11 protein-coding genes are annotated in these 13,472 nt (G+C 71.3%); 5 read left to right on the top strand and 6 right to left on the bottom strand.

The window, feature by feature from the left end; all coding sequences use genetic code 11:
- Positions 1-42: 42 nt before the first annotated feature.
- Both V6U79_RS21855 and murJ read right to left on the bottom strand, forming a co-directional pair.
- Positions 43-1,653 (bottom strand): protein kinase family protein, encoded by a 1,611-nt coding sequence (locus V6U79_RS21855; protein ID WP_334533781.1) that lies wholly within the window; start codon positions 1,651-1,653, stop codon positions 43-45.
- A 457-nt stretch (positions 1,654-2,110) separates the two neighbouring features.
- Positions 2,111-3,853: a murein biosynthesis integral membrane protein MurJ gene (gene murJ / locus V6U79_RS21850; RefSeq protein WP_334615636.1), complete on the bottom strand. Its 1,743-nt coding sequence runs from the start codon at positions 3,851-3,853 to the stop codon at positions 2,111-2,113.
- 127 nt (positions 3,854-3,980) lie between these two features.
- On the opposite strand from murJ, the gene V6U79_RS21845 reads away from it, so the two are divergent.
- Both V6U79_RS21845 and V6U79_RS21840 read left to right on the top strand, forming a co-directional pair.
- Positions 3,981-5,444 (top strand): CCA tRNA nucleotidyltransferase, encoded by a 1,464-nt coding sequence (locus tag V6U79_RS21845; RefSeq protein ID WP_334533787.1) that lies wholly within the window; start codon positions 3,981-3,983, stop codon positions 5,442-5,444.
- A 212-nt stretch (positions 5,445-5,656) separates the two neighbouring features.
- Positions 5,657-7,714: a S8 family serine peptidase gene (locus V6U79_RS21840; protein WP_334533790.1), complete on the top strand. Its 2,058-nt coding sequence runs from the start codon at positions 5,657-5,659 to the stop codon at positions 7,712-7,714.
- 169 nt (positions 7,715-7,883) lie between these two features.
- Here V6U79_RS21840 and V6U79_RS21835 read toward each other — a convergent pair whose 3' ends face one another.
- Both V6U79_RS21835 and V6U79_RS21830 read right to left on the bottom strand, forming a co-directional pair.
- Positions 7,884-9,404 carry a flotillin family protein gene (locus tag V6U79_RS21835; protein WP_334533793.1) on the bottom strand — a complete coding sequence of 507 codons (1,521 nt, stop codon included), beginning with the start codon at positions 9,402-9,404 and terminating at the stop codon, positions 7,884-7,886.
- Positions 9,405-9,442: 38 nt separating this feature from the next.
- Entirely contained in the window at positions 9,443-9,964 is a 522-nt protein-coding gene (locus tag V6U79_RS21830) for an NfeD C-terminal domain-containing protein (RefSeq protein ID WP_334533812.1), read from the bottom strand.
- Between the two features lie 191 nt (positions 9,965-10,155).
- Here V6U79_RS21830 and V6U79_RS21825 point away from each other — a divergent pair, with 191 nt between their 5' ends.
- Positions 10,156-10,635, top strand: coding sequence for a methylated-DNA--[protein]-cysteine S-methyltransferase (locus tag V6U79_RS21825; RefSeq protein WP_334615635.1), 480 nt, complete (start codon positions 10,156-10,158; stop codon positions 10,633-10,635).
- 69 nt (positions 10,636-10,704) lie between these two features.
- Here the strand turns inward: V6U79_RS21825 and V6U79_RS21820 are convergent, their stop codons facing one another.
- Positions 10,705-11,784, bottom strand: coding sequence for an inositol-3-phosphate synthase (locus V6U79_RS21820; protein WP_334533800.1), 1,080 nt, complete (start codon positions 11,782-11,784; stop codon positions 10,705-10,707).
- A 23-nt stretch (positions 11,785-11,807) separates the two neighbouring features.
- Positions 11,808-12,446 (bottom strand): PadR family transcriptional regulator, encoded by a 639-nt coding sequence (locus tag V6U79_RS21815; RefSeq protein ID WP_334533803.1) that lies wholly within the window; start codon positions 12,444-12,446, stop codon positions 11,808-11,810.
- A 173-nt stretch (positions 12,447-12,619) separates the two neighbouring features.
- Here V6U79_RS21815 and V6U79_RS21810 point away from each other — a divergent pair, with 173 nt between their 5' ends.
- Both V6U79_RS21810 and V6U79_RS21805 read left to right on the top strand, forming a co-directional pair.
- Positions 12,620-13,078: a DUF5318 domain-containing protein gene (locus tag V6U79_RS21810; RefSeq protein WP_334615634.1), complete on the top strand. Its 459-nt coding sequence runs from the start codon at positions 12,620-12,622 to the stop codon at positions 13,076-13,078.
- 197 nt (positions 13,079-13,275) lie between these two features.
- Positions 13,276-13,472: hypothetical protein (locus V6U79_RS21805; RefSeq protein ID WP_334615633.1), on the top strand; the 197-nt coding region annotated here is incomplete at its 3' end.

The following is a 13,472-nucleotide window of genomic DNA, read 5'->3' as shown; positions in this document are numbered from 1 at the left end:
ACCACGTCCGGGGGAGGCGGTGCCGGGGTCGCGGCAGCCGGATCACGAGCCCTGGACCGTGATTTCCTGCACGCCGAGCTTCCAGCCGTCCCCGCTGTCCTTCTCCGGCAGTTCGGTGATCCAGAAGAGCAGGTAGCGGTACGTCTTGTCGGCGTCGAAGCCGTTGAAGGTCATCTTGGTGCCGTCGTGCTCCTCGAACGGCTGCCCGATCCGGGTCGTGTAGGCCGCCTTGAGCTGCTTGTCGCCGGTGGAGCTGGACGGGAAGTCGCTCTCACCGGCGAGCAGTTCGGCGGAGGCTCCGGTCGAGGAGAGGACCGCCTGCAACGACTTGACCGTGCGCGGCTGGCCCAGGTCGATCCAGATGCCCATGCCCTTCTTCAAGCCGCCGAACTTGCCGTTGTTCCGGTAGCTCTGGGTCTCCCAGCCCTCGTCCTCGTCGCCGTCGATCACCTTCTCGGCGTCGCGCACCTCTGCGCGGTCCCCGCTGTCCGGGTCGATGATCCGGACGTCCTCGATGTTGAGCTTGCGCACGGCGGGCGCGGGGGCGCTGGCCGCGCTGGACGGGGCGCTGTTGGACGGCCGGGCCACCGGCTCGGTGTCGGGCGACTTGTCGTCGCCGCCGAGGGCGCTGATGCCGATGAGCAGGCCGACCAGGGCGACGGCCAGCAGGCCGGCGATGCCGATCGCGACCTTGCGGCCACCCGCGGCGGCCAGCGGTGAGGGGTCTTCGCCGGGGTCGGCGGTGAAGCGGATCGTGCCGGTCTGGTCGAGGAAGTGGTCCTCGGCCGGGATGTCGAGCCGGCCCAGCTCGGCGGCGAGCACGTCCGACGACGGCGGGGCGATCTCGGCGTCGAGCAGGTCCATGGTCAGGTCGTCGAGGTAGGCCGGTACGCCGGCCCGGACCTGCCGCGGGGCGGCGATCGCGCCGCTGGCGTCGCGGACCGCGTCCGGGATGGCGGCACGGCCGTGGCCGGCGGTCGCGCCGTGCAGCGGGGCCTCGGCGTGCGGCCAGTGCCCGGTCAGCGCGAAGTACAGGATGCCGCCGACCGCCCGGATGTCGTTCTCCTGGCTGTCCGCGCCGTCGGTCCGCGCGTCGGCCAGCACCACCCGGGAGTCGTCGCTGATCATCACGGTGCCGGGGTGCACGTTGCCGTGCACCATCCCGGTCGCGTGCACGGAGGCGAGCGCGCTGGCCACCGCGTTGCCCACGGCCGTGGCGCGGGCCGGGTCCAGCGGACCGTCGGCCACCAGCTCCCGCAGGGACCGACCGTCGACCCACTCGCGCACCACGTACGCGCGGTCGTCCTCGTCGATCGCGTCGTAGACGCCGACCAGGTTGGGGTGGATGACGCGGCTGGCGGCGACCGCCGCCTGGAGCATCTCGGTGGCCGAGTCGCCGCCCGGGTAGCGCAGCACGACCGCCACCGGCCGGCGCAGGACGACGTCGACCCCGCGCCACACCAGTCGCCCGGCGCTGTCGTTGTTGATGTGCTCGACCAGTTCGTACCGCTCGGCGAGGATCTCACCGGCCGTGGGAGCACCGAAGGTCATGACGGGCGGAGCAGTCTCCTCCGCCTCCTGACCCTCGCCGACCTGGGTCACCAGTCCTCCCTCGGTGATCGTGTCGATCGATGGACCCGCGCTGCTGGGCATGTGGCTTCCCGCTCCGCCTTGAAGGAACCGGCCGACGGCGTCGACGCGAGCGTCGGCCACCTGCCGCATCCGTCGAGTGCGACCTTACCCGGACTGGCCGTCATACCGACATGTCATCTTCCCGCCGGTGCCGACCAGGTGCCGGTTAAGAAGCACCTTGTCCGGTTACTACCCTTGTCGGCCACGTTGCTGGCACATGTACTGGCCAATCTAGAGGCTGACCGCAAGTAGTCGCCGGAGGGGCCCACCCGGGAGTGGCGATCCGACAACCCTGTGCCGAGTTCCCTCCGAACGGCCCATCAAGCTCAGCCGTACGGTTGGTTGTCCACAGGCCGATCCGGTGCCTGACCGGGAAATCGCCCGGTTATCCACAGGCGTATCCCCAGGCTGGTGATCCTCGTTCACACTCCGTGCCGGAGGGCCCCGGAGCCCGGGGCCGTGCCACCGTCGCGCAGCGTCAGCGCCCCAGCCGCCGACGCACCATCCCGACCACCTCGGTGATCTCGCCGATCCGCAGCACCATGGCCAGTCCCAGGTAGGTCCCCCCGATGACCGCGCCGCCGACCACCAGCTGGACGGCCGCCGCGAGCCAGCCCAGGTCGCCCGGGTCACCGGGCAGCAGGTTGACCACCAGCAGGCCGACCAGCGCCGCCCCCAGCGCGGCGACGACCACCTTGCCCATGGTCCGCATGATGGCGCCCAGCCCGATCCGGCCGACCCGCGGCCGGAGCAGCAGCGCGGAGACCACCGCCGCCGCGACGTACGAGAGCGCGTTGCCGAGCATCATGCCCGCCGCCGCGAAGGCCGGCGAAAAGACGACGAAGAGCCCCACCTGGAGCAGCACCCGCAGCGCCACCACCGGGATGTTGACCAGCGCCGGGGTGCGGGTGTCCGGCAGCGCGTAGAACGCGAAGGTGAAGAGCTGGCTGACCGCGAAGGGCACCAGCCCCACCGCGGCGACCAGCAGCACGGTGGAGGTGGCGCGGGCGTTCTCGGCGTCGAAGGCGCCGTACTGGAAGACCACCCGGGAGATCGGGCTGGCCAGCACCGCGTAGCAGACCGCCACGGGGGCGAGCACCGCGGTGACCATCCGGGTGCCCCGGGACAGGTCGGCCGTCACGTCGCGGAACCGGCCGTCGGCGGCGGCGGCGCTCATCCGGGGCATCAGCGCGGTGATGATCGAGACGGCGATGATGCCGTGCGCCATCATCAGCAGCAGGAAGACGTTGTTGTAGATCAGGATGCCCGCGCTGTCCTCGCCGGCCGCCCGGGTCAGCAGGTTGACCACCACGAAGAGGCCGAGCTGGTTGACCGCCACGTAGCAGAACATCCAGGCGCCGAGCCGCGCCAGCTCGCTCAGCCCCAGCTCGCGGAAGTCGAAGCGCCACTTCCAGCGGAAGCCCACCTTGCGCAGGGCCGGCAGCAGGCCGGCGGCCTGCACCGCCACGCCGAGCAGGGTGCCGCCGCCGACCAGCAGGATCTGCCCGGCGTCCAGCTCGCCCGGCTTCAGCGCCCTGGCCCCGTAGATGAGGATGTAGAGGCCGAAGACGCCGATGACCACCAGGTTGTTCAGGATCGGCGCCCACATCGGCGCGGCGAAGTGACCCCGGGTGTTCAGCACCGCGGCGATCAACGCGCTGACGCCGGTGAAGAAGAGCATCGGCAGCATCAGGTACGACAGGCTGGTGACGAGGTCGGTGTAGTGCTCGTCCTTGCCGCTGGCGTAGAGGGCGGTCAGCACCGGCGCGAGCGCGACCGCGATCAGCGCGGCGGCGGCCAGCGTGATCACCGCCAGGCTGAGCAGCCGCTGGGCGTACGCCTCACCGCGGTCCGGGTCGGCCTTGCTCCGACGGACCAGCACCGGGATCAGCACACTGGTCAGCACGCCGCCGAGCAGGAACTCGTACACCTGGTTCGGCAGGAACTGGGCCGTCGTGTAGGCGTTGCCGATCAGGTTGCCCAGCGCGGCACCGATCATCAGGTTCCGGATGAAGCCCGTACCCCGGCTGACCAGGCTGCCGATCGCCATCACCGCGCTGTTCGCCGCGGCGCTGGTCTCCCCGACCACCTCCGGCGGGGGCGCGGTGGCCTCCACCCCCGGCTGGTTCAGCGGTTCGGCGGAGATGAAGGTCGCCCCGTCGGTCGGCGGCATGGCGCCGTCCGGCGTGGCGTTCGCGCTGCGGTAGAGCCCGCCGCCCATCTCCAGCCTCCAAGGGGTACGTCGGAGCCGGACGCCGGCTCGCACGTGGAAGACCTTAGTCAACCTCGACCTCTTACCCGCGCCCGGCGGATCAGTTGCCACACCCGCCCGATAGGCTGGCGATCCCATGTCCGAAGCTGCCTCCGCATCCCACGCCGGCGACCGCCGCGAGCTCACCGTCGTGCAGCGCAACGCCGTCGCCGAACTGCTCCGTGTCTCCCCGGTCGCCGACGAGTTGGGCCGCCGGTTCGCCGCCGCCGGACACGAGCTGCACCTGGTGGGCGGTTCCGTGCGCGACGCCCTGCTCGGCCGGCTCGGCGACGACCTGGACTTCTGCACCGACGCCCACCCCGACCAGACCTTGAAGATCATCAAGGGTTGGGCCGAGTCGATCTGGGAGACCGGCCGGGAGTTCGGCACCATCGGCTGCCAGCGCGACGGGCTGCGCCTGGAGATCACCACCTACCGCGCCGAGGCGTACGACCAGGTCAGCCGGAACCCGATCGTCGAGTACGGGACCGACCTCGACGAGGACCTGAAGCGGCGGGACTTCACCATCAACGCGATGGCGGTCAGCCTGCCCGACCACCGGTTCACCGACCCGCACGGCGGTCTGGACGATCTCGCTGCCAAGGTCATCCGTACCCCCGGCACGCCGGGGGAGTCCTTCGGCGACGACCCGCTGCGGATGCTGCGGGCGGCCCGCTTCGCCGCGCAGCTGCGCTTCACCGTCCACCCGGACGTGCGCGCCGCGATGACCCGGATGGCCGCCGACCTGGACCGGATCACCGCCGAGCGGATCCGCGACGAGTTCACCAAGCTGCTCTCCGGCGCCGACCCCATCACCGGGCTGCGGCTGCTCGTCGACACCGGCCTCGCCGAGCGGTTCCTGCCCGAGCTGACCGGCCTCAAGCTGGAGATCGACGAGCACGCCCAGCACAAGGACGTCTACGAGCACACCCTGACCGTGGTCAGCAACGCCGTCTCCTTCGAGGAGGACGGCCCGGACTTCGTCCTGCGGATGGCCGCGCTCATGCACGACGTGGGCAAGCCGGCGACCAAGGCGGTCGGGTCGGACGGTCGGGTCAGCTTCCACCACCACGAGGTGGTCGGTGCCCGGTTGACCAAGGCCCGGATGAAGGCGATGCGCTACCCCAAGGACGTCACCGCGCAGGTGGTCGCCCTGGTCGCGCTGCACCTGCGCTTCTACGGGTACGGCCGGGGCGAGTGGACCGACTCGGCGGTGCGCCGGTACGTCACCGACGCCGGCGACCTGCTGACCCGGCTGCACAAGCTGACCCGGTCGGACTGCACCACCCGCAACCGGCGCAAGGCGGCCCAGCTGGCGGCCGACTACGACGCGCTGGAGGAGCGGATCGCCCGGATCGCGGCCGAGGAGGACCTGGCCCGGGTCCGCCCCGACCTGGACGGCAACGCGATCATGGAGCTGCTCGGCGTACCGCCCGGACCGGTGGTGGGGCGGGCCTGGCAGCACCTCAAGGAGCTGCGCCTGGAGCGGGGCCCGCTGGACCGGGACTCCGCCGAGGCGGAGCTGCTGCGCTGGGCCCGCGAGCAGGGCATCGTCGACTGAGGCAACCCCTCGCCGACGGCCCTCACCTGGGTCCGTCGCCCCGTAACGACGAAACGCCGGCGTTTCGACCGAACGGTTGAGGCGTCCGCTGTCGATCGTCGTCCATGATGTCGTTGGCGCCCTCGCCCCTGGATGTTCCTTTTCGGGGCCGCGCATCCTGTCCGGCCGTCGGACGAAGACGGCCGTCCTATCTCTACGGGGAGACCATCTACATGAGACGTGGCGTCATACGCCGCACCGCGGTCGCCGGCCTGGCCCTCGCCACGGTGAGCACCCTGACGGCGTTCACCGGTGGTGGCGCACTGGCCGCTCCGACCACCCCGGTCAGCCCGGACCCGAGCAACCCGGTCCGGCCGACCCTGATCGCTCCGGAACGCCCACAGGCGCGCGGCACCTCCGCCAAGCCTGTGCCGGGCCGCTACATCGTGAAGCTCAAGGACGGCAAGGCCGCCCCGAGCGTCACCCGCAGCACCGTGAAGGCCCTGACGAAGACCAACGGCGGTAAGGTCCGGAAGGTCTTCACCAGCGCCATGCGGGGCTACTCCGCGCAGCTCACCCCGGCCCAGGCGAAGAGACTGGCGGCGGATCCGGACGTCGCGTACGTCGAGCCGGTCCGCCGGTACTCGGCGAGCGACACCCAGACCAGCCCGCCCTCGTGGGGTCTGGACCGGATCGACCAGACCACTCCGGCGCTGAACCGCTCCTACACGTACCCGGCGACGTCGGCCAGCGACGTCACCGCGTACATCATCGACACCGGAATCAACATCGACCACCAGGACTTCGGTGGCCGGGCGAGCCACGGGTTCAACGCGGTCCCCGACGGCAACGTCGCCGACTGCAACGGTCACGGCACCCACGTGGCGGGCACGGTGGGTGGCAAGGCCTACGGCGTGGCCAAGGACGTCAACCTGGTCGCCGTGCGGGTGCTCAACTGCGAAGGCTCCGGCACGACCGAAGAGGTCATCGCCGGGGTCGACTGGGTGACCGCCAACGCCCAGAAGCCGGCAGTGGCGAACATGAGCCTGGGCGGTTGGGCGGACGTGGCGCTGGACGACGCGGTCGCCGCCTCCATCGCCTCCGGGATCAGCTACTCCCTCGCCGCCGGTAACGACACGGACGACGCCTGCTCGTACTCCCCGGCACGGGTCCCGGCCGGGATCACCGTGGGCGCCACCGACCGGGTGGACATGATGGCCGGCTTCTCGAACTACGGCCGCTGCCTCGACACCTTCGCCCCTGGCGTCGGCATCACCTCCGCCTTCATCGGCGGCACCAGCACGACCCGGACGCTGAACGGGACGTCGATGGCCGCGCCGCACGTGGCCGGCGCGGCGGCGCTGCTGCTCGCCCAGAACCCGACCTGGTCCCCGCAGCAGGTGCGGAACGCCGTCGTCACCAACGGCATCTCCGGCGCCGTGCTCGGCCCCGCGGGCAGCATCGATCGGCTGCTGCACGTCGGTGCCGTTCCGGTGAGCCGCAGCTCCGTTGGCCTGCGGGCCCGGGTCAACGACAGCCTCACCGTGGCCGACGGCGCCGGCACCAAGCCGCTGATCGCCCGTAGCTGGCAGCTCGGCGCCTGGGAGAAGTTCGACGTCGTCTCCGCCGGCAACGGGCTGGTCGCCCTCAAGGCGAAGGTCAACGGCAAGTTCGTCGTGGCGGAGAGCGGCGGCAGCAAGCCGCTGATCGCTCGCAGCTCCGCGATCGGCACCTGGGAGAAGTTCCAGCTGATCCACAACACTGACGGCAGCATCAGCCTCAAGTCGCAGGCCAACGGCAAGTACGTGACCGCCGACGGCGCGGGTTCGAAGCCGCTGATCGCCAAGGGCGCCACCATCAGCGCCTGGGAGAAGTTCGACCTGGAAGCTCCGAACCCGATCGTCAGCGTGAAGGCCAAGGCGAACGGCAAGTTCGTCGTGGCGGAGAGCGCGGGCAGCAAGCCGCTGATCGCCCGGAGCAGCTCGGTCGGGGCGTGGGAGAAGTACGAGCTGGTCGATCTCGGATACGGCTGGGTCGCCTTCCGCGCGCTGGTCAACAACCGGTACGTGACCGCGCAGAGCGGCGGTTCCCTGCCGCTGCTGGCAAAGGGCACCGCGATCAACAGCTGGGAGGCGTTCTACGTCGGCTGGCACCACGCGGACGGCACCGTCCACCTCTACGCCGACGCCAACGAAAAGATCGTCAAGGCCGACAGTGGTGGTAGCAAGCCGCTGATCGCCAAGAGCCTCTCGGTCGGCTCCTGGGAGCAGTTCACCATCGCTCTCGCCTAAGCAGGGCCCCGCACCATCCGGCGCCCGTCGGCACCGTCCCGCACGCGGGGTGGTCCGGCGGGCGCCGTTCCTTTCTCGCCGTACCGCGGGTTGCCCCGCCGACCGGGTGCGGCCGCCCGAAGACGATGCCGGCCGGACCCGTGACGGGACCGGCCGGCATCGTGATGGCTCAGTGGCCGACGGGCTTGCCGTCCACCACGGGGCGGTCGGAAGTCGCCGTGGCGGCGCTCCGCTGCGCGCCGAGCTTGGCGAGCAGGCCGGGCAGGTCGATGCCGGTGAGGTCGGAGCCGAGCTGGAGGCCCTGCGCGACGTTGCCGGCCACCGACCTCGTCAGCGACGAGGCCCCGTCGGTGGAGATCACCGTCATCTTGTCGATCGCGCCGATCGGGGCGCTGGCCGCCTCGACCACCTGCGGCAGCACCTTGACCAGCAGGTCCAGCACCGCCGCCTCGCCGTACGCGGCGAACGCCTCGGCCTTGCGGGCCATCGCGTCCGCCTCGGCCTGACCGCGGGCCAGGATGGCCGCGGCCTCGGCCTGGCCCTCCCGCTCGACCGCCTCGGCGATCGCGGAGCGCCGCCGCTGCTCGGCCTCACCCTCCTTGGCGCCCTCGACGGCGTTCGCCTCGGCCAGCGCCGCCCGGCGGGCCCGCTCGCCCTCACCGGTGAGCCGGGCCTGCTCGGCGGCGGCCTGGGCGGCGGCGATGACGGACTGCCGCTGCGCGTCGGCGTTGAGCACGGCCGCGTTGCGGGCCGCCTCGGCCTCCTGCTCCACCTTGTAGCGGGCCGCGTCGGCCGGCTTGCGCACCTCGGTGTCGAGCTGGCGCTGCTTCAGCTCGGCGTTGCGCTCGGCCACCTTCTGCTGCTCGGAGAGGATCGCCTGGTCCCGTTCGGCCTGGGCGAGCGGTCCGGCCGCCGCTGACCGGGCCTTCGCGGCGTCGATCTCGGCCTGGATGGCGGCCTGCTTGAGCGACAGGTTCCGGTTCGCCTCGGCGATCGCCTCCTCGGCGAGCAGCCGCTCCTGCTCGGCCTGCTGCCGGGCCCGGGCCTCGGCGATGGCCGCGTCCTTGAGCACCCGGGCCGCCTCCGGACGGCCCAGGTCCTGCAGGTACGAGCCCTCGGCCAGGATGTCCTGGAGCTGGAAGGTGTCCAGCACCAGCCCCTGGTTGGTCATCGAGTGTTCGGCCTCCTCGGCGACCGCGCTGGCGAACGCGGCCCGGTCCCGGATGACCTCCTCCACGGTGAGCCGGCCGACGATCGAGCGGAGCGCGCCGGCGAGCACCTCCCGGGTGAAGTTGTCGATCTCGTCCTGCTGGTGCAGGAAGCGCTGGGCGGCGGCGCGGATCGCGTCCTCGGTGCCACCGACCTTGACGATCGCCACGCCGTGCAGGTCGGTGCGGATGCCCTGCTTGCTGACCGCGCCCCGGATGCCCACGTCGATGCGGCGGCTGGAGAGGTCGAGCGACTGGAGCTTCTGCACCACCGGCAGCACGAAGACGGAGGCGCCGAGGACCACCTTCTGGCCGGACATGTCGGTGGAGCGGCCACCGTCGGCGGTCTGCGTGGTGCGGCCCTTGCGCCCGGTGACGATGAACGCCTCGTTCGGGCCGGCGACCTTGATCCGGGAGAGCACGAAGAGCACGAGGACGACGACCAGCAGGACCGCGCCGCCGACGGCGATGACAAGGGGCATGGGCGAATTCCGTCTCTGCGAGGAGGTGGAGTTGGAGGTCAGTAGGTCTCGACGTGGACGCTGGTCTCGCTCAGCGCCTGCACGACGAAGATCTGCGCGCCGACCGGGATGGGATGGTCGGCGCGGGCGTTGAGCTTCACCGGCTGGCCTGCCACGCGTACCCGGACCTCGCCGTAGCCGGTGGCGGGCACCGGGGTGACCACCAGGCCGAGCGCGCCGACCAGGTGGTCGCGGGTGGGCGTCGGGTCGGTGGGCATGTCCCGCGCCGCCCGGCCCAGCCGGGACGCCAGCCACGCGGCCGGCACCGCGGCGACCGCGCCGCCGGCCACCGCCGCCGCCACCATGCCGGGGGTACGCCCACCGAGCAGCTCGTTGACGATGGCGGCGCCGAAGCCGAAGGCTCCGAGGAAGCCGGCGACCGCCTCGACGGAGACGGGACCGTCGACGTCCAGGTGACCGAGGTGGAGGAGTTCGGTGCCGAGCAGGGCGAGGGCCATCACGGCGACGCCCGCCCCGCCGATGATCAGAAAGATGAGAGTCCCCGTGGCCACGACCTGCACGGTATCGACGTGGCGCAACGTCCGGACCGGTCCGACCGGGGCGACGGTGAGCGGAACGCGTCGGTCCTCCCGAAGGCGGGCGGCCGGTCGAAGCGGCGCGGCCGAGCCGGTTCCGCCCTGGTGGCGCGGTGGACGGCACAGGTGACGGGCCGGTCGTACCGGTGACCTGTGGCCGGGGGAAGAATGGGCGGATGCGCTGGACCGTGCTCGACACCCCGATCGGCGAGTTCTCGGTGGCCACCGAGGCCGGCAGCGTCCGTGGGGCGCACTTCGGGCGGGTGGCGTCGGCGGCCGAGGAGCCGTCGGACGAGCTGACCCGACGGGTGGTGGCGGAGCTGCGGGCGTACTTCGCCGGGGAGGCGACCGACTTCGGTGTCCCGGTCGAGATGCCACGCGGGTCCGACTTCGAGCGGGCGGTGTGGCGGGAGATGACCCGCATCCCGTACGGGGAGACGCTCACCTACGGCGAGGTGGCCCGCCGGGTGGGGGACGCCGGGGCGGCCCGGGCGGTCGGGGTGGCCTGCAACCGAAACCCGGTCCCGGTGATCGTGCCCTGTCACCGGATCGTCGGGGCGGGCGGGAAGCTGGTCGGCTTCGGCGGCGGCCTGGACCGCAAGGTGAAGCTGCTGGAGCTGGAGGCCGGGGTGGCCCTGCGCCGCGCCTGGTCCTGACGGAGGCCCCCGGAACGGGTCCGGGCCCGACCGAATGGCCGGGCCCGGGTGTTGCTGGTGTTCAGCGCGTCAGCGCTCGACCTCGCCGGCGATGAAGGCCTCGACGGCGGCGTGCGCGTCGTGGTCGGCGTACTGCACCGGCGGGGACTTCATGAAGTACGACGAGGCCGACATGATCGGGCCACCGATCTTGCGGTCCAGGGCGATCTTCGCGGCCCGGACGGCGTCGATGATGACGCCGGCCGAGTTCGGCGAGTCCCACACCTCGAGCTTGAGCTCGGCGTTGAGCGGGGTGTCACCGAAGGAGCGACCCTCCAGGCGGATGTACGCCCACTTGCGGTCGTCCAGCCACGGCACGTGGTCCGACGGGCCGATGTGCACGTCGCTCTTGCTCATCTCGTGCGGGATCTGCGAGGTGACCGACTGGGTCTTCGAGATCTTCTTCGAGACCAGGCGGTTGCGCTCCAGCATGTTCATGAAGTCCATGTTGCCGCCGAAGTTGAGCTGGTACGTGCGCAGCAGCTCGACACCGCGGTCCTCGAAGAGCTTCGCCAGCGCGCGGTGCACGATGGTGGCACCGACCTGGCTCTTGATGTCGTCACCGACGATCGGCAGGCCCGCGTCCTCGAACTTCTTCGCCCACTCGGGGTCGGAGGCGATGAAGACCGGCAGGGCGTTGACGAACGCGCAGCCGGCGTCGATCGCGGCCTGGGCGTAGAACTTGTCGGCCTGCTCGGAGCCGACCGGCAGGTAGGAGACGACCACGTCGACCTGCGCGTCGCGCAGCGCCTTGGCCACGTCGACCGGCTCGGCGTCCGACTCCTCGACGATCTCACGGTAGTACTGGCCCAGGCCGTCGAAGGTCGGACCGCGCTGCACGCTGACGCCGGTCGGCGGCACGTCGCAGAGCTTGATGGTGTTGTTCTCGCTGGCGACGATCGCCTCCGCGAGGTCCATGCCCACCTTCTTGGCGTCCACGTCGAACGCCGCGACAAACTCCACGTCCGAAACGTGGTAGTCGCCGAAGGTGACGTGCATGAGACCCGGGACGCGGTCGTTCGGGTCGGCGTTCCGGTAGTACTCCACGCCCTGAACGAGGGACGAGGCGCAGTTACCCACACCGACGATGGCGACGCGGACGGAGCCCATAGCGTCTGCCTCCTTCTTCTTCATCACGGCCGCTCTTTCCTGGACTCTCCAGGCGGAGGCGGGCTGTTGTTGTCTCGTCGGCCGCCGGCCGTCCCGGGTTGCGGGACCGTCGGGGCACGGCCGGAGCGCTCGTTGGCGATGAGCTCCTCCAGCCAGCGGACCTCGCGCTCACAGGCGTCGAGCCCGTGGCGTTGCAGTTCCAGGGTGTACGCGTCGAGGCGCTCGGCCGCCCGGCCCAGCACGTCACGAAGACCTTCGCGACGCTCCTCGATCGTGCGGCGGCGACCCTCCAGGATGCGCAGTCGGGTCGCCTGGTCGGTCCGGGCGAAGAACGCGAAGTGCACCCCGAAGCCCGTGTCGTCGTACGTCTCGGGCCCGGCCTGCGCGATCAGTTGGGCGAAGCGTTCCTTGCCCTCCGCGGTGATTTTGTAGACCACCCGACCTCGTCGGCTGGTCAGCGCGGGTACCTCCTCGGCGGTCGCGGGTGTCTCGGCGGCCTCGGTGATCCATCCCGCCGCCTGCAGCCGGCGCAGGGTCGGGTAGAGCGAGCCGTAGCTGATCGCCGCCCGGATGGCGCCGAGCTTGGCGGTGAGCTCCTTGCGGAGTTCGTAGCCGTGCATCGGTGACTCCTGCAGGAGGCCGAGGATGGCTAGCTCGAGCACGGGCCATCCCTTCCCACCTCCGGCAGCGGAGTCAACCGCCGCGATGTATCGGACCGATACATCGCACGTTAGTACCTCAGCCACGATCAGGGCAAACCTTCGTTCCGGGAGCTGTTGGTGACGGATCGTGACGGTGGTCGCCTCGTCCGGCCGGACCGCGTACCCTTCTCCGCATGCGTACGCAGCGCCAGGTGGTGGACTACTCGCTCCAGAAGCGGGCAGTGCTGCGTGAGCTCCTGGCCGGCCGGGTCGGCACGTACGACGTCTGCGACGCCTCGCCGTACCTGAAGAACGCCGCCCGGTTCCACGGTGAGCCGACGGAGCAGCGCTGCCCGATCTGCCGGAGCGAGAACCTGACCCACGTCCACTACATTTACGGGGACGAGCTCAAGCAGTCCGCCGGCCAGGCGCGCACGCTGGCCGAGTTGCCCGTGCTGGCGATGACGCTGCGTGAGTTCCAGGTCTTCGTGGTGGAGGTGTGTCTCGGCTGTGACTGGAACCATCTCGTCGAGCAGTTCCTGCTCGGCCGGGACGGGCTGGCCGAGGGAGGACCGGAGCAGGGTGCGGTGGGCGGCGTGAGCGCGCCGGGCACCGGACCGGCCCAGGGGCGAAGGCGAGAGGCGCAACGGTGAACTTGGCTGGACCGGTCGATCCCGGTGCCGTCGACGACGGGCACCACGACCGGCAGCTGAACGGCCTGATTGGTCCGATTGATACGGATATGATGACGCGCCCCGGCTCCCGCCGGGGCTTCGCGTCGCGTGTGTCAACTCACGGCAACCCGGTGGTGGCGCCCCCGCGTCCCACCGCGACCGGCAGGGTGTGAGGAATGAACTCGTACGGCGATCCCAGTTCCCCGCGTGCGCGGGCCCAGGTACCGGGTTCGAACGGTGGCCCCGGGCCGCGGTCCGACGACGCGTACCCCGGCTCCGGCGGCGAGGCCCGCGGCGCGGCACCGGCCGGCCGGGCCTCGGTCGGCGGCGCGGCCGCCGGGCGGGGCTCCGCGGCGGTGGAGGCGGGTCGGAG

It is taken from the genome of Micromonospora psammae (assembly GCF_036902725.1).
GTDB lineage: Bacteria > Actinomycetota > Actinomycetes > Mycobacteriales > Micromonosporaceae > Micromonospora.
Note: the sequence above shows the minus strand (reverse complement) of the source record. Positions and strands in the feature narration are given on the sequence as shown.

Coding starts and splice junctions, on each gene's coding strand:
- V6U79_RS21825 (WP_334615635.1), top strand. CDS start 10,156: ATGCGCTGGACCGTGCTCGACACCCCGATCGGCGAGTTCTCGGTGGCC.
- V6U79_RS21835 (WP_334533793.1), bottom strand. CDS start 9,404: ATGCCCCTTGTCATCGCCGTCGGCGGCGCGGTCCTGCTGGTCGTCGTC.
- V6U79_RS21855 (WP_334533781.1), bottom strand. CDS start 1,653: ATGCCCAGCAGCGCGGGTCCATCGATCGACACGATCACCGAGGGAGGA.
- V6U79_RS21820 (WP_334533800.1), bottom strand. CDS start 11,784: ATGGGCTCCGTCCGCGTCGCCATCGTCGGTGTGGGTAACTGCGCCTCG.
- V6U79_RS21810 (WP_334615634.1), top strand. CDS start 12,620: ATGCGTACGCAGCGCCAGGTGGTGGACTACTCGCTCCAGAAGCGGGCA.
- murJ (WP_334615636.1), bottom strand. CDS start 3,853: ATGGGCGGCGGGCTCTACCGCAGCGCGAACGCCACGCCGGACGGCGCC.
- V6U79_RS21845 (WP_334533787.1), top strand. CDS start 3,981: ATGTCCGAAGCTGCCTCCGCATCCCACGCCGGCGACCGCCGCGAGCTC.
- V6U79_RS21840 (WP_334533790.1), top strand. CDS start 5,657: ATGAGACGTGGCGTCATACGCCGCACCGCGGTCGCCGGCCTGGCCCTC.